The organism is Parafrankia sp. BMG5.11 (assembly GCF_004337455.1).
Window position 1 is genome coordinate 312,344 of the sequence record NZ_SJXI01000001.1, and the last position, 15,732, is coordinate 328,075.

Annotated in this window: 11 protein-coding genes; 5 read left to right on the forward strand and 6 right to left on the reverse strand. The window is 64.6% G+C overall.

Annotation, left to right across the window (positions count from 1 at the left end):
• The first annotated feature begins 84 nt into the window (after positions 1 to 84).
• From E0504_RS01575 to E0504_RS01585, 3 genes are all read left to right on the forward strand, one after another.
• The gene (locus E0504_RS01575) at positions 85 to 2,484 is read left to right on the forward strand and encodes a TonB-dependent receptor (RefSeq protein ID WP_131621239.1); all 2,400 of its coding nucleotides are present in this window, start codon (positions 85 to 87) and stop codon (positions 2,482 to 2,484) included.
• Between the two features lie 77 nt (positions 2,485 to 2,561).
• Positions 2,562 to 3,116: a dCTP deaminase gene (dcd, locus tag E0504_RS01580; RefSeq protein ID WP_131621614.1), complete on the forward strand. Its 555-nt coding sequence runs from the start codon at positions 2,562 to 2,564 to the stop codon at positions 3,114 to 3,116.
• 100 nt (positions 3,117 to 3,216) lie between these two features.
• A complete protein-coding gene (locus E0504_RS01585) occupies positions 3,217 to 3,786 on the forward strand; it encodes a phosphatase PAP2 family protein (protein WP_165938375.1) in 570 nt (189 codons plus the stop codon).
• 72 nt (positions 3,787 to 3,858) lie between these two features.
• Here E0504_RS01585 and rplL read toward each other — a convergent pair whose 3' ends face one another.
• The 6 genes from rplL to E0504_RS53355 all read right to left on the reverse strand — a co-directional run bounded on the left by rplL (position 3,859) and on the right by E0504_RS53355 (position 6,508).
• Complete coding sequence (gene rplL, locus E0504_RS01590) at positions 3,859 to 4,233, reverse strand: 50S ribosomal protein L7/L12 (protein ID WP_131621243.1); 375 nt, start codon at positions 4,231 to 4,233, stop codon at positions 3,859 to 3,861.
• 66 nt (positions 4,234 to 4,299) lie between these two features.
• On the reverse strand, positions 4,300 to 4,815 hold the full coding sequence (gene rplJ, locus E0504_RS01595; protein WP_131621245.1) for a 50S ribosomal protein L10: 516 nt from the start codon (positions 4,813 to 4,815) through the stop codon (positions 4,300 to 4,302).
• Positions 4,816 to 5,134: 319 nt separating this feature from the next.
• Positions 5,135 to 5,494 (reverse strand): hypothetical protein, encoded by a 360-nt coding sequence (locus tag E0504_RS01600; RefSeq protein WP_131621247.1) that lies wholly within the window; start codon positions 5,492 to 5,494, stop codon positions 5,135 to 5,137.
• Between the two features lie 95 nt (positions 5,495 to 5,589).
• On the reverse strand, positions 5,590 to 5,817 hold the full coding sequence (locus E0504_RS01605) for a helix-turn-helix transcriptional regulator (protein WP_131621249.1): 228 nt from the start codon (positions 5,815 to 5,817) through the stop codon (positions 5,590 to 5,592).
• The gene (locus tag E0504_RS01610; RefSeq protein WP_131621251.1) at positions 5,817 to 6,359 is read right to left on the reverse strand and encodes a DUF2975 domain-containing protein; all 543 of its coding nucleotides are present in this window, start codon (positions 6,357 to 6,359) and stop codon (positions 5,817 to 5,819) included. Before E0504_RS01610 ends, E0504_RS01605 begins: the two co-directional genes overlap by 1 nt.
• 26 nt (positions 6,360 to 6,385) lie before the next feature.
• Entirely contained in the window at positions 6,386 to 6,508 is a 123-nt protein-coding gene (locus tag E0504_RS53355) for a hypothetical protein (RefSeq protein WP_306769204.1), read from the reverse strand.
• 409 nt (positions 6,509 to 6,917) lie between these two features.
• Between E0504_RS53355 and rpoB the strand changes: the two genes are divergently transcribed.
• Positions 6,918 to 11,120: a DNA-directed RNA polymerase subunit beta gene (rpoB, locus tag E0504_RS01615; RefSeq protein WP_131621253.1), complete on the forward strand. Its 4,203-nt coding sequence runs from the start codon at positions 6,918 to 6,920 to the stop codon at positions 11,118 to 11,120.
• A gap of 79 nt (positions 11,121 to 11,199) precedes the next feature.
• Entirely contained in the window at positions 11,200 to 15,549 is a 4,350-nt protein-coding gene (rpoC, locus tag E0504_RS01620; protein WP_131621255.1) for a DNA-directed RNA polymerase subunit beta', read from the forward strand.
• The last annotated feature ends 183 nt before the right edge of the window (positions 15,550 to 15,732 follow it).

The following is a 15,732-nucleotide window of genomic DNA, read 5'->3' on the forward strand; positions in this document are numbered from 1 at the left end:
AAGTTGAAAGGTGGTTCAGGTTTCAATAAGAGGCATCGACACACGCGCCATTACGAGCGCGGGTCCATTCGGGAGAGCCTTGCCATGATCGATCTGCCTGTCCGCGCCAGCCGCATTGCTCTTGCCGGCGCCTTGCTCATCGGCGGGTTCGCCGCCGCCCCTGCGGCCGCCCAGGATGTGTCCAGCGATGAGGCGGCCACCGGCCTGACGGATGCCGACGATGGCGCGATCGTCGTCACCGCGCGCCGCCGGGAAGAGAACCTGCTCGACGTGCCGATCGCGGTCACCGCTTATGGGGCGGAGGCACTCGAGGAGAGCGGCTCGCTCGACCTCACCGACATTGGCGACACCACGCCCAACGTCACGATCGAGAACAGCCGCGCCACAAACTCGACCCTGTCGGCGTTCATCCGCGGCGTCGGCCAGCAGGACCCTGTCGGCGGGTTCGAATCGGGCGTCGGCATCTATCTCGACGACGTCTATCTGAACCGCCCGCAGGCCGCCGTGCTCGACATCTATGACGTTGAGCGGATCGAGGTGCTCCGCGGGCCGCAGGGCACGCTCTATGGTCGCAACACCATCGGCGGCGCGATCAAGTATGTCTCGCGCCGCCTGCCCGACGATGTCGAGGTGAAGCTGCGGGCAACTTACGGCAGCTACGACCAGGCCGATGCGGTGGTCAGCGTCGCGGTGCCGCTCGGCGACATGTTCAAGTTCGGCGCTTCGGGCGCGCGGTTGAGCCGTGGCGGGTTCGGCGACAACCTCAACCTGGGCATCGAAAACTACAACAAGGATGTCTGGGCGGGGCGCGCCTCAGTCGAATTCGAATCGCCCGACAACCGCCTGTTCGTGCGCATTTCCGGTGATTACACCCACGACAAGTCAAACCCGCGCAACGGCCACCGCCTGCTGCCCGGCGCGCTGTCGGGCGCCCCTGTGCTCGATAACGTCTATGATACCCGCGCGAGCCTGACCGTGCCTGACCAGGACATCAAGGCGTACGGCCTGATGATGAATGTCACGGCCGAACTGTCGGACAGTTTCACCCTGCGCAGCATCAGCGCCTGGCGGGAGGACAAGAGCTACGTCCCGATCGATTTCGACTCGCTGCCGACGGTCGATGTCGACGTGCCGGGGATCTACTTCAACGACCAGACAAGCCAGGAATTCCAGCTGTTGTATAACAGCGACCGGCTGAACGGCCTGGTCGGGTTCTACTATCTGGAAGCCAACGCGCTGACCCAGTTCGACGTGATCCTCGCCACCACCGGGCCGCTGATCGGCGTGCCGCTGGCATCCAGTTTCGGCCAGTTCACCAGCGGCGACGTGAATACCGAAACCTGGTCCGCATTCGGCGATTTCACTTTCGACGTCACCGACTGGCTGAGCGTTTCGGGCGGGCTGCGGTATACCAAGGACGATCGTCGTTCGATCATCCTGAAGGCCAACCGGCTCAACCTCCCTTCGCCGCAGTTCGGCGGCAACGGGTTCAACCTGGGCCCGGCGATCACCGATTTCACCGGCAAGGCGAGCTTCGAGAAGTGGACCCCGCGCGTGTCGGTGTCGGTCAAGCCCACGGAAGACCTGCTGGTCTATGCGTCGTACTCGCAAGGCTTCAAGGGTGGCGGCTTTGATCCGCGCGGCAGCGCCAACACCACGCCCAACACCGATAGTGTGGCGGGCCCGCCAAGCTACGCCGAGATCTACGATTTCTTCCTGTTCGAACCGGAAACGGTCGACAGCTACGAAGTCGGCGTGAAGGGCTCGCTGTTCGACCGGGCGCTGACCTATGCGCTGACCGGCTTCTACGCCGACTACACCAACGTCCAGATACCGGGCTCGGTTGGCGTGGACGCCAATGGCGACGGGATCTTCGAAGGCTTCGCGGGCGTGACCACCAACGCCGGCAAGGCCCGCTTCAAGGGCGTCGAGGCGGAAATCTTCGCGCGGATCGCGCAGGACTTCGCCGGTCCCGGATCGCGGATCACCTTGGCGGGGACCGCGGGCTACATCGATGCCAAGTATCTCGAATATGTCGCGATCATCGCCGGCGTCGAAACCAATTTGGCCCCGTTCCGCGGGATCCAGAACACGCCCAAGTTCACCACATCGGCAACGCTGGGGGCCGACGTGCCCGTGGGCGCGGGCGACCTGTCGGCGAACCTGACCGTGTCGCACCGGTCGAGCACCCAGCAGTTCGAGATCGCCAACCCCTATCTCGATCAGGAAGGCTATCAACTCCTCGATGCCGGCGTGACGTATCGCTGGGGCGGTGATCGCTTTTCGCTCGGGGTTTACGGCAAGAACCTGACCAACGAACGGTACATCACCTCTGGGTACCCGTTCATCGCCACCAATGCGGTCACCGGGGTGCCGGTGCTCAACAACGGCAACCCGGTTCCCGCGCTCGGTCGCGAGGGCACCCTGACCGCCTTCTACGGCAACCCGCGGCAGGTGTTCGTGACCGGGACCGTCAAGTTCTGACGCGGTTGGCGTGCGCTTCGGGGAATAACCCCGGGCGCACGCTTGCCCTGCCCGGCCGCCTGGGGGATCACCCGGGTATGTCGATTCTGTCCGACCGCTGGATTCGCGAAGCGGCCACCACCCGCGGGATGATCGAACCCTTCGTGGAGGCGCAGCGGCGCGACGGGTGCATCTCGTATGGCTTGTCGTCGTTCGGCTACGACGCGCGGGTGGCCGACGAGTTCAAGATCTTCACGAACGTCGATTCCGCGGTCGTCGACCCCAAGGACTTCGCGTCCAACAGCTTCGTCGATCGCAAGACGGATGTCTGCGTGATCCCGCCCAACAGTTTCGCGCTGGCCCGGACGGTGGAATACTTCCGCGTGCCGGACGACGTGCTGGTGATCTGCCTGGGCAAAAGCACGTACGCCCGCTGCGGGATCATCGTGAACGTGACCCCGCTGGAACCCGGCTGGGAAGGGCACGTCACGCTGGAGTTTTCGAACACCACGCCGCTGCCCGCCAGGATCTACGCCAACGAAGGCGCGTGCCAGTTCCTGTTCCTGCAAGGGAACGAGCGGCCAGAGGTCACGTATGCCGACCGCGCGGGCAAATACATGGGGCAGCGCGGGGTGACACTGCCGCGCCTCTGACACCTGCGATTGCACCGGCATCGCCGGGCACGATCACGCCCGAGGCTGGTTGTGCGTGGAGATGAACCACTCCCCAGATCCTTCGTCCGTAGGCGAAACCGTGTTCGCCTTCGACAAGCGCGTGCGCGCCCTGGTGCTGCCCTATCGCCATTCCGCCCCCGCCAAGGCGATCGACTGGGTGAGCAAGGTTGGTGACCAGGCGCAAATGCGGGTGGTGGCAGGCGGCGTGATCGCCGTAGGCCTGCTGCGGCGCGATCCGCGGATGATCGGTGCCGGGATCCGCATGCTCGCGGCGCACGAGGTCGCGACACTGGCAAAGGACTGGGTGAAGGAGCGCGTGGTGCGCACGCGCCCCCGCAATCCGGTGCCCGGCGATGCGCACAAGCCGCGCGAGGGCCATGACACCCGCAAGGAAAAGTCGAGCTTTCCTTCAGGCCACGCGACGGGCGCATTCGCGTCGGCGACGGCGTTCGCAGCGGTCTATCCCCAACATGCGCTGGCGGCCGAAGCCGCGGCCGCTGGCGTGGCCGCGGGGCGGATTCCCGGGTGCAAGCACTATCCAAGCGACGTCGCCGCAGGAGCAGCGATCGGGATCGGCTCGGCCGTGCTGGTGGGTGCGCTGGGGCGCGCGGCCGCCTGGATCGTGGCAGGACGAACCGCCGGGCGGTGACTTGTCGAGAAACGACAAAAAGGGCGGCCCGTTGCCGGACCGCCCTTCGAGTTCGTCAGAGACGAGAGATCGTTACTTGATTTCGACGGTGCCGCCGGCAGCTTCGATCTTGCTCTTGATGTCTTCGGCTTCGGCCTTGTTGACGCCTTCCTTGATCGCCTTGGGGGCGCTCTCGACGAGGGTCTTGGCTTCGGTCAGGCCGAGCGAGGTGATCGCGCGGACTTCCTTGATCACCTGGATCTTCTTGCCGCCGTCACCGGTCAGGATCACGTCGAACTCGGTCTGCTCTTCAGCAGCCGGGCCGGCGTCGCCGCCAGCGGGCGCGGCAACCGCAACAGCGGCGGCAGCGGACACGCCCCAGGCTTCTTCCAGCGCCTTGGCGAGGTCGGCGGCTTCGAGGACGGTGAGGGTCGAAAGGTCTTCAACAAGCTTGGCGATGTCGGCCATCGTGTTTCACTCCAGATTGGGTTGGGGACAGGGCCCCGATTAATATTCGCGTTCGATAAACAGCGGTTACGCCGCGTCCTTGGCGGCATAGGCGCCAAATACACGGGCGAGCTTGCTCGCGGGGGCGTTGACCAGCTGCACCACCTTGGTGGCAGGTGCATTGACCAGGCCGATGAGCTTTGCCCGCAGCTCGTCGAGGCTGGGGAGGGCCGCAAGCGACCTGATCCCGGCTTCGTCGAGCAACTGACCACCCATGGAACCGCCGACGATTTCGAGTTTGTCGTTGGTCTTGGCGAAGTCCACCACGGCTTTCGCCGCCGCCACCGGGTCAGTCGACCAGGCGAGGCCCGTGGGACCTTCGAGATACGTCTCGAGGCCCTTGTAGGGGGTGTCGTTCAGGGCGATCGTGGCCAGACTGTTTTTCGCGACCTTATAAGTCGCGCCCGCTTCCCGCATCTTCGTGCGCAAGCCGGTGGACTGACCCACCGACATGCCGAGGTTGCGGGTGACGACCACCACGCCAACTTCGTTGAAGACCGCGTTGAGCGATGCGACCGAATCGGCTTTCTGCGAACGATCCATGCCTTGCTCCTTACTCATGATCGCGCACGCCCGTGGGCGCCCGCGACCGGCTCACGTTGCCACGCACGCGCATGCGCGGTGGCTCGAGTCCATCGATGGGGAAGGAGCGCGCCGAAGCACGTGAGAGGCGGGGCGTTGCCGCTGCCGCCGGTAAATCTCGTTTCCCCGCCTAGGCTGGACGATTAAGCCCCCTGCGGGGCACCAGCTGTCTTGGACGGACGTCCGCCAGTCTCTCGCATACGCAAAGAGGCCCGCCGGACGGGGCGGGCCTCTAGAGCATCGCGCCGCGGAGTCAAGCCGCGCGCGTCGAACGGCCAGCCTAACGCTGGGCGTCGCGTTCCTGCTGGAGCGCCTTGGCCTGCGCTTCGAGGCGATCGGCTTCGGCCTCGTTGGTCGGCTCGACGCGGTCGGCCCGCTCCTCCAGGTCCTCTGCGGTCTCGTCGGCTACTTCGGCGCGCTGCGCGGCGGTCGTGCCGGTGGCTCCGCTGGCGGTTGCAGCGGTGCCGGGATTGGTGTCGGTCGGCCCCACCACGCTGGTGTCGGTTGCCAGGGCATCATCCGACATGGTCGCGGCAGAGGCGTCGGTCGCGGTGCCGTCGGCCGCTTCAGGCGTGCTGTCGCCGCATGCGGCCAAGCCGAGGACGAGGGGGAGGGCGGCGGTCAGGACAAGCTTATTCATCAGAACAACTCCGGTTACGTTCGCCACTAAATCGCCGCATTTGCACAACGTTCCCGCCGGGCCGGCACAGCGGCCAGGCGGGACCGCCGTGCGGATCACGCGTGGGGCTGATAGGAAAGCAGGTCACCCGGTTGGCAATCGAGCTCGCGGCAGATCGCCTCCAGCGTGGAAAAGCGGATCGCGCGGGCCTTGCCGGTCTTCAGGATCGACAGGTTGGCGATCGTCAGCCCTACCCGTTCGGCGAGTTCCGTCAGCGTCATGCGGCGGTCGTGGAGCAGGTCGTCCAGAGTGACCACGATACTGGTTCCTTCTTCGGCTGGCATCACACAGTTCCTTCCAGGTCGTCGCGCATGGCCGCGCCCTGGCGGAACACGCGGGACAAAACGAAGAGAACGATGACCAGGATGATGGCTCCGAAATCGAGGCCGTATTCGGCCTGCGCATGCATGCTGTCCGCGTCCCCCATCACCGTCTCAAGGTACATCGCCATCGCGCCCAGCGGCAAAGCGGCCAGTTGCACGCCGATCATGATCCAGGCCATTCGCGACAGACGGTCGGCGTTGACGGGAATGAAGGGATCGCCGTCACCGACACTTTCGATGATCCGGCGCAGGTTCACCAGGAACCAGACCAGCAAGGCCATGAAGGCGGCGGCCGAAAGCAGCATCAGCAGGATCGCGCCGATGATGCTGGCATCGGCGGTGACGCCATTCTTGGCAATTTCCGCCAACACGCGGTCTTGCATCGCCACGACGACCGGGGAAACCAGCAGCAGCAGCGCGCCACAGAAAGCGAATACGCCCGTGAACAACCACACTATCGCCTTGGCAATCGCGAGCAGCGGGTCTTTTGGTCTGAATGACATGGTGAGTTCCTTTTGCGGCGGGCGGATCAGGCCAGGGCGACGAAGACAGGAGCAGCCTGGACGGGCACCGACACCGTTTGTTGGAAGGTCACGACTGTCAGCAGGAGTGCGGCCGCGACGGCGAAGATACTGTTGGCGGTGCGGGTCATTTCTCGTTCTCCAATATGGTTGATGTCGAATATCGATAAATAACGGATGACATATCGTCAATCGATAAATATTGAAAAACGATAATATGCTGATTGAATAACGGAAAATCCAGGTGGCGGAATGTCCGACCGCTTGGCGATGGGAGCGAATCGGCTGTGCCAAATTTGACTTGGCGTGGTGCGATGCGTATATGCCTGCGTGACCGCTCGCTTCGAGCACGGTCCGGCGATGCGCGGCGACGGACCCAGGATGGAAGCGGCGAATCCATAATCGCGATGCACTGATACGCAGCAGCCACCGGGATCGGTGCGCCTGGCCTGCGTCTTTTTGCGTCCTGCGATTCTCGCCCGCGCACGAGATTTGACGGCACGCCGCATCACGCGGCGCAATACAGAGGCGATTTCCTCCATGGCAACGAAGGCGAACTCTGGGGCAAAGACCCCGGCTCCCACTCGCGGCAAGCAGACCGGCACGGCCAAGAAACGCATCCGGCGCATCTTCGGCGACATCCACGAAGTCGTGCAGATGCCGAACCTGATCGAGGTTCAGCGCGAGAGCTATGAGCAGTTCCTGCGTTCGGACAAGGCGACCGGTTACGTCTCGGGCCTGGAGAAGACCCTGCGCTCGGTGTTCCCGATCCGCGATTTCGCCGGCACGGCCGAGCTCGATTTCGTGCACTACGAGCTCGAGGATCCCAAGTACGACATCACCGAATGCCGTCAGCGGGGCATCACGTATGCCGCGCCGATGAAGGTGACCCTGCGCCTGATCGTGTTCGAGGTGGACACGGAAACCGAAACCCGCTCGGTTTTGGATATCAAGGAGCAGGACGTCTACATGGGCGACATGCCGCTCATGACGCACAACGGCACGTTCGTGATCAACGGCACGGAACGCGTGATCGTCAGCCAGATGCACCGTTCGCCGGGTGTGCTGTTCGACCATGACCGCGGCAAGACCCACGCTTCGGGCAAGCTGCTGTTCGCCGCACGCGTGATCCCGTACCGCGGCTCGTGGCTCGATTTCGAATTCGACGCCAAGGACATTGTCAACGTCCGCATCGACCGCAAGCGCAAGCTGCCGGTCACCTCGCTGCTGTATGCCCTCGGCCTGGATAGCGAGGATATCCTCGACCACTTCTACGACACGATGTCGTGGGAGCGGGTGTCGGGCAAGGCTGGCGACGGGTGGAAGATCCCCTACAGCCCCGACGCATGGCGCGGCTCCAAGCCGGCGTTCCCGCTGGTGGACGCGAAGACTGGCGAGGAAGTGTTCCCCGCCGGCACCAAGATCAGCCCGCGCGCCGCGAACAAGGCGGCCAAGGACGGTCTCGCCGAACTGCTGATCCCGACCGAGGAAATCTTTGGCCGCTTCGCCGCCAAGGATCTGATCGACGAATCCACCGGTCGCATCTGGATCGAGGCGGGCGACGAAGTCTCGCCGGAAAATCTCGAAGCGCTCGATAAGGCGGGCGTGGACCGGCTTGAGCTGCTCGACATCGACGACGTGAACACGGGTCCATGGATCCGCAACACGATGGCGGTCGACAAGGCCGAGAACCGCGACGAGGGCCTGGAGGCGATCTACAAGGTCATGCGTCCGGGTGAGCCGCCGACCAAGGAAACCGCCGAAGCGCTGTTCGAAGGCCTGTTCTTCGATGGCGAGCGCTATGACCTGTCGGCCGTCGGCCGCGTCAAGCTCAACATGCGTCTCGGCCTCGATGCCGAGGACACCGTCACCACGCTGCGCAAGGAAGACATCCTGGCGGTGGTGAAGGAACTCGTCGGCCTGAAGGACGGCAAGGGCGAAGTCGACGACATCGACAACCTCGGCAACCGGCGCGTGCGTTCGGTCGGCGAGCTGCTGGAGAACCAGTACCGCGTCGGCCTGCTGCGCATGGAACGCGCGGTGAAGGAGCGGATGAGCTCGGTCGACGTGTCGACCGTGATGCCGAACGACCTGATCAACGCCAAGCCCGCGGTCGCCGCGGTGCGCGAGTTCTTCGGTTCCTCGCAGCTCAGCCAGTTCATGGACCAGACCAACCCGCTGTCCGAAGTCACCCACAAGCGCCGCGTGTCGGCGCTGGGGCCGGGCGGTCTCACCCGCGAGCGCGCCGGCTTCGAAGTGCGCGACGTGCACCCGACGCACTATGGCCGGATCTGCCCGATCGAGACGCCGGAAGGCCCGAACATCGGTCTGATCAACTCGCTCAGCACGTTTGCCCGGGTCAACAAGTACGGCTTCATCGAGACGCCGTACCGCCTGGTGAAGGACGGCAAGGTGACCAGCGAGGTCGTCTACCTGTCGGCCATGGAAGAGCAGAAGCATGCGGTTGCGCAGGCGTCTGCCGAAACCAACGAGGATGGCTCGTTCGTCGAGGATCTCGTCTCGGCCCGCCAGAGCGGCGAGTTCGTGATGCTGCCCAACGACCAGATCACGCTGATGGACGTGTCGCCCAAGCAGCTCGTCTCGGTCGCCGCGTCGCTGATCCCGTTCCTGGAAAACGATGACGCCAACCGCGCGCTGATGGGTTCGAACATGCAGCGCCAGGCGGTGCCGCTGGTTCGCGCCGAGGCGCCGTTCGTCGGCACCGGCATGGAAGAGACCGTGGCGCGCGATTCGGGCGCGGCGATCTCCGCCACCCGGGGCGGCATCGTCGACCAGGTCGATGCGACCCGGATCGTGATCCGCGCCGTCGGCGACGTCGAGCCGGGCCAGTCCGGCGTCGACATCTACCGCCTGCAGAAGTTCGAGCGGTCCAACCAGTCGACCTGCATCAACCAGCGTCCGCTGGTGAAGGTGGGCGAGACGGTGGAAACCGGCGACATCATCGCCGACGGTCCCTCGACCGAATTCGGCGAGCTGGCGCTGGGCCGCAACAGCCTCGTCGCGTTCATGCCGTGGAACGGCTACAACTACGAGGATTCGATCCTGATCTCCGAACGGATCGTGAAGGACGACGTGTTCACGTCGATCCACATCGACGAATTCGAGGTCATGGCCCGTGACACCAAGCTGGGGCCGGAGGACATCACCCGCGACATCCCCAACGTCGGCGAGGAAGCGCTGCGCAACCTCGACGAAGCGGGCATCGTCTACATCGGCGCCGAAGTGCAGCCGGGTGACATCCTGGTCGGCAAGATCACGCCCAAGGGTGAAAGCCCGATGACGCCGGAGGAAAAGCTCCTTCGCGCGATCTTCGGCGAGAAGGCCAGCGACGTGCGCGACACTTCGCTTCGCCTTCCGCCGGGCGTGACCGGCACGATCGTCGATGTGCGGGTGTTCAACCGCCACGGCATCGAGATCGACGACCGTACCCGCGCGATCCAGAACGAAGAGATCGAGCAACTGCGCAAGGACAGCCAGGACGAACGCGCGATCCTCAACCGGGCGACCTACAACCGCCTGCGCGAGATGCTCGTCGGCCAGGTCGCCAGCGCCACGCCGAAGGGCGTCAAGAAGGGCGAGACCATTTCGGACGAGATGCTCGAAGGCATCGACCGCTTCGAATGGTTCAAGTTCGCCGTCGCCGACGATGCGCGCCAGTCGCAGATCGAAGCGGTGAAGACCCAGTACGACGAGGCCGTGAAGGTCATCGACGAACGCTTCGAAGACCGGAAGGAAAAGCTGGAGCGGGGCGACGAACTCGCGCCGGGCGTGCTGAAGATGGTCAAGGTGTTCGTCGCGGTGAAGCGCAAGCTGCAGCCGGGCGACAAGATGGCCGGCCGCCACGGCAACAAGGGTGTGATCAGCCGCATCCTGCCCGCCGAGGACATGCCGTTCATGGAAGACGGCACTCCGGTCGATCTTGTGCTGAACCCGCTGGGCGTGCCGTCGCGCATGAACGTCGGGCAGATCTTCGAGACGCACCTTGGCCTCGCGGCCCGCGGTCTTGGCCAGCAGGTCACCGCGGCGCTGGAGGAATGGCGCGAGGCGAACCCGGATGCCACCGCGGCAGCACCGCCGACCGCGGTCGTGGAGAAGCTCAAGGAAGTCTACGGCGAGCAGTATCACGAGGATATCGACAGCCGCTCGGCCGAAGATATCGTCGAGATGGCCGGCACGCTGAAGAACGGCGTCCCGTTCGGCACCCCGGTGTTCGACGGTGCGCGCGAGGCGGACGTGTCGGCGATGCTGGCGCAGGCCGGGCTCGACACTTCGGGCCAGGTCACGCTCTACGACGGGCGTTCGGGCGAGGCGTTCGACCGCAAGGTGACCGTCGGCTACATCTACATGCTGAAGCTGCACCACCTTGTGGACGACAAGATCCACGCGCGTTCGATCGGGCCGTACAGCCTCGTCACCCAGCAGCCGCTGGGCGGCAAGGCGCAGTTCGGTGGCCAGCGCTTCGGCGAGATGGAGGTCTGGGCGCTCCAGGCCTACGGCGCCGCCTACACGCTGCAGGAGATGCTCACCGTGAAGTCGGACGACGTGGTCGGCCGGCAGAAGGTCTACGAGGCGATCGTCAAGGGTGACGACACGTTCGAGGCCGGCATTCCGGAGAGCTTCAACGTGCTCGTCAAGGAAATGCGCAGCCTCGGCCTCAACGTCGAACTCTCCTCGCTCGGCGAGGACGAGGACGGCGACGGTCTGGCCATCGCGGCGGAGTAATCGGGAGGGGAGCCCAAGAGCCTTCAACCGGCTCCCCTTCAGCCCGCGCACAGGAATTCACCCGTAAGGGACAAGAACCATGAACGAACTATCCAAATTCACCAACCAGCTCGCCAAGCCCGAGACGTTCGACCAGATCCAGATCGGCATCGCCTCGCCCGAGCGTATCCGCAGCTGGTCGTTCGGCGAGATCAAGAAGCCGGAAACCATCAACTACCGCACGTTCAAGCCCGAGCGTGACGGCCTGTTCTGCGCGCGCATCTTTGGTCCGGTGAAGGACTACGAATGCCTGTGCGGCAAGTACAAGCGCATGAAGTACAAGGGCGTCGTCTGCGAGAAGTGCGGCGTCGAAGTGACCGTGACCAAGGTCCGCCGTGAGCGGATGGGCCACATCGAACTGGCCGCGCCGGTCGCGCACATCTGGTTCCTGAAGTCGCTGCCGTCGCGCATCGGCCTGCTGCTCGACATGCAGCTCAAGCAGCTCGAGCGCGTGCTGTATTTCGAAGCCTACATCGTCACCGAGCCCGGCCTGACCCCGCTCGAGAAGTTCCAGACCCTCACCGAGGATGAACTGCTCGACGCGCAGGACGAGTACGGCGAGGACGCGTTCACCGCCGACATCGGCGCGGCTGCGGTCAAGACGATGCTGATGGACCTCGACCTGGTGGGCGAGCGCGACGCGCTGCTCGAAGAGCTCGAGACCACCAAGTCGACGCTGAAGCCCAAGAAGATCATCAAGCGGCTGAAGGTCGTCGAAAGCTTCATCGATTCGGGCAACCGCCCGGAATGGATGATCCTGGAAGTGATCCCGGTCATCCCGCCCGAGCTGCGCCCGCTGGTGCCGCTCGACGGTGGCCGGTTCGCGACGTCCGACCTCAACGACCTCTACCGCCGCGTGATCAACCGCAACAACCGCCTGAAGCGGCTGATCGAACTGCGCGCGCCGGACATCATCGTCCGCAACGAAAAGCGCATGCTGCAGGAAGCGGTCGACGCGCTGTTCGACAACGGCCGCCGCGGCCGCGTGATCACGGGTGCGAACAAGCGTCCGCTGAAGTCGCTGTCCGATATGCTGAAGGGCAAGCAGGGCCGCTTCCGCCAGAACCTGCTCGGCAAGCGCGTCGACTATTCGGGCCGTTCGGTGATCGTCACCGGACCGGAGCTCAAGCTGCACCAGTGCGGCCTGCCGAAGAAGATGGCGCTCGAGCTGTTCAAGCCGTTCATCTACGCTCGCCTCGACGCCAAGGGTCTGTCGATGACCCTCAAGCAGGCGAAGAAGTGGGTCGAGAAGGAGCGCAAGGAAGTCTGGGACATCCTGGACGAAGTGATCCGCGAGCACCCGGTTCTCCTCAACCGCGCGCCGACGCTCCACCGCCTGGGCATCCAGGCGTTCGAGCCGGTGCTGATCGAAGGCAAGGCGATCCAGCTGCATCCGCTGGTCTGCGCCGCGTTCAACGCCGACTTCGACGGTGACCAGATGGCCGTGCACGTTCCGCTGAGCCTCGAGGCACAGCTGGAAGCGCGCGTGCTGATGATGAGCACGAACAACATCCTCTCGCCCGCCAACGGCAAGCCGATCATCGTGCCTTCGCAGGACATGGTCCTGGGCCTCTATTACCTGTCGATGGAACGCCAGGAAAAGACGCCCGAGTTCATCGACGGCGAGAATGGCGAGCAGATCGAGCGGCTGCCGCGCTTCTCGGACATGGCCGAAGTACACCAGGCGCTCGAGACCAAGATGGTCACGCTGCACTCCAAGATCATCACGCGCGTTCCGCAGGTCGACGAGGCCGGCAAGGAATACATGAAGCGGGTGATCACCACCCCCGGCCGCATGTTGATCGGCGAATGCCTGCCCAAGAAGCACACCGTGCCGTTCGAGGTCATCAACCGCCTTCTCACCAAGAAGGAGATCGGTGACGTCATCGATCAGGTCTATCGTCACACCGGCCAGAAGGACACGGTGCTGTTCGCCGACGCGATCATGAGCCTCGGCTTCCGCAACGCGTTCAAGGCGGGCATCAGCTTCGGCAAGGACGACATGATCATCCCCGACGCCAAGGAAGGGCTGATCGAGGAAGCCAAGGCGCTGGTTGCGGACTACGAGCAGCAGTACCAGGACGGCCTCATCACCCAGCAGGAAAAGTACAACAAGGTGATCGACGCGTGGAGCCGGACCGGCGACACGGTGGCGAATGCCATGATGGACGAAATCCGCGCGCAGCCGGTCGACGAGAACGGCAAGGAAGCGCAGATCAACTCGATCTACATGATGAGCCACTCGGGTGCGCGTGGTTCGCCAGCGCAGATGAAGCAGCTTGCCGGGATGCGCGGCCTGATGGCCAAGCCTTCGGGCGAGATCATCGAGACCCCGATCATCTCGAACTTCAAGGAAGGCCTGACCGTTCTTGAATACTTCAACTCCACCCACGGCGCCCGCAAGGGCCTCGCGGACACGGCGTTGAAGACGGCGAACTCGGGGTACCTTACCCGCCGTCTGGTGGACGTTTCGCAGGATTGCGTCGTGATCGTCGACGACTGCGGCACCGAACGGGCGCTGGAAATGCGCGCGATCGTGCAGGGTGGTTCGGTGATCGCCTCGCTCGGCGAGCGCATCCTCGGCCGCACCACCGCGGAAGATCTGGTCAACGCCAAGACCGGCGAAGTCATCGTCAAGGCGGGCACCCTGCTCGACGAGCCGATGGTCACCGCGATCGAGGCGGCCGAAGTCCAGTCGGCCAAGATCCGTTCGCCGCTGATCTGCGAGGCCGAACAGGGCGTCTGCGGCACCTGCTACGGGCGCGACCTCGCTCGCGGCACGCCGGTCAACATCGGTGAGGCGGTCGGCGTGATCGCCGCGCAGTCGATCGGTGAGCCGGGCACCCAGCTGACCATGCGCACGTTCCACATCGGCGGCGCGGCGCAGGTCAACGAGACATCGCACCTCGAGGCGATCTCGGACGGCCGGGTGGAATACCGCGACATGCCGACGATCATCGACAAGCGGAACCGCATCCTCAGCCTCGCCCGCAACGGCGAGATTGTGGTGATCGACGCCGAAGGGCGCGAGCGCGAAATTCACAAGGTGCCCTACGGGACCGTGCTGATGCACACCCACGGGGACCAGGTGAAGGAAGGCGAGCGCCTGGCCGAGTGGGATCCGTTCACCCTGCCTATCATCACCGAGCAGTCGGGCATCGTGCGCTTCCAGGACCTGATCGACGGTCAGACCATGGAAGAGCGCGTCGATGACGCCACCGGCATCGCCCAGCGCGTCGTCACCGAACTGCGTGCGTCGAGCCGCAAGAAGAAGGACGATCTGCGTCCCCGCCTGACCCTGCTGAACGAAGCCGGCGACGAGACGGAAGCGGCGCGTTACATGCTGGCTCCGGGTACCTCGCTGTCGGTCGACGATGGTCAGGAAGTGGCCGCGGGTGACATTCTCGCCCGTGCGTCGCGCGAAGCGGCCAAGACCCGCGACATCACCGGCGGTCTGCCGCGGGTGGCGGAGCTGTTCGAGGCGCGGATGCCCAAGGACGTGTCGGTGATCGCCAAGATCAGCGGCCGGATCGAGTTCGTCCGTGACTATAAGGCCAAGCGCAAGATCGCGATCGTTCCGGAAGAGGGCGATCCGGTGGAGTACCTGATCGCCAAGACCAAGGTGATCGACGTCCAGGAAGGCGACAACGTCAAGAAGGGCGACACGCTGGTCTCGGGCTCGCCCAACCCGCACGACATCCTCGAAGTCATGGGGATCGAGGCGCTGGCCGAGTACCTCGTCGACGAGATCCAGGAAGTCTACCGGCTCCAGGGCGTGAAGATCAACGACAAGCACATCGAGGTGATCGTTCGCCAGATGCTGCAGAAGGTCGAGATCACGAACGGCGGCGACACCGTGCTGCTGCCGGGCGAGGAAGTCGACCGCGAGGAGATGGACGAGCTCAACAGCAAGCTGGGCAAGGGCAAGACCCCGGCCGAAGGCAAGCCGGTGCTCCTCGGCATCACCAAGGCTTCGTTGCAGACCCGCTCGTTCATCTCGGCGGCCTCCTTCCAGGAAACCACCCGCGTGCTCACGCAGGCGGCGGTCGAGGGGAAGAAGGACTCGCTGATCGGGCTCAAGGAGAACGTCATCGTCGGCCGGCTCATCCCGGCGGGCACTGGCGCCGGCATGAACCGGATGCGGATTGCCGCCAACAGCCGCGATGCCTCGCTCCGCGCCGCCTGGCAGAAGACCCAGGAAGCGTTGATCGCGGCGAACTCGGCTGAAGAGGAGCATGCAGCCGAACTCGCTCAGGGCCCGGAAGCGGCCATCGGCGACGATCCGCTCGGCGCAATGGAGGGGGAGACCCACGGCACCGATGCGGATGCCGGGGACTACCTGCTGCAGAGCGACGAAGCTCCGGTCGAGGCCGAGACCGAAGGCGAGTAATCGTCGCGGACACGCGTGAGATGAAGCCCCGCCGGAGCGATCCGGCGGGGCTTTTCTTTTGCCGCGCCCCGGCGCACGTTGCCGCGGTCATGCGACTCCCGATCGTCCTGTTTTCCAGCGCGGTGCTGGCCTCGTGCGCTCCCGACGGGGCGCCCACGCCAACCCCAGCGTCCGACAGCGCGA

Bases quoted from the DNA above. Each gene is read 5' to 3' on its own strand.
- rplJ (WP_131621245.1), bottom strand. From the start codon at position 4,815: ATGGATCGTTCGCAGAAAGCCGATTCGGTCGCATCGCTCAACGCGGTC.
- rpoC (WP_131621255.1), top strand. From the start codon at position 11,200: ATGAACGAACTATCCAAATTCACCAACCAGCTCGCCAAGCCCGAGACG.
- E0504_RS01605 (WP_131621249.1), bottom strand. From the start codon at position 5,817: ATGCCAGCCGAAGAAGGAACCAGTATCGTGGTCACTCTGGACGACCTG.
- rplL (WP_131621243.1), bottom strand. From the start codon at position 4,233: ATGGCCGACATCGCCAAGCTTGTTGAAGACCTTTCGACCCTCACCGTC.
- rpoB (WP_131621253.1), top strand. From the start codon at position 6,918: ATGGCAACGAAGGCGAACTCTGGGGCAAAGACCCCGGCTCCCACTCGC.
- E0504_RS01610 (WP_131621251.1), bottom strand. From the start codon at position 6,359: ATGTCATTCAGACCAAAAGACCCGCTGCTCGCGATTGCCAAGGCGATA.
- E0504_RS53355 (WP_306769204.1), bottom strand. From the start codon at position 6,508: ATGACCCGCACCGCCAACAGTATCTTCGCCGTCGCGGCCGCACTCCTG.
- E0504_RS01600 (WP_131621247.1), bottom strand. From the start codon at position 5,494: ATGAATAAGCTTGTCCTGACCGCCGCCCTCCCCCTCGTCCTCGGCTTG.
- E0504_RS01575 (WP_131621239.1), top strand. From the start codon at position 85: ATGATCGATCTGCCTGTCCGCGCCAGCCGCATTGCTCTTGCCGGCGCC.
- dcd (WP_131621614.1), top strand. From the start codon at position 2,562: ATGTCGATTCTGTCCGACCGCTGGATTCGCGAAGCGGCCACCACCCGC.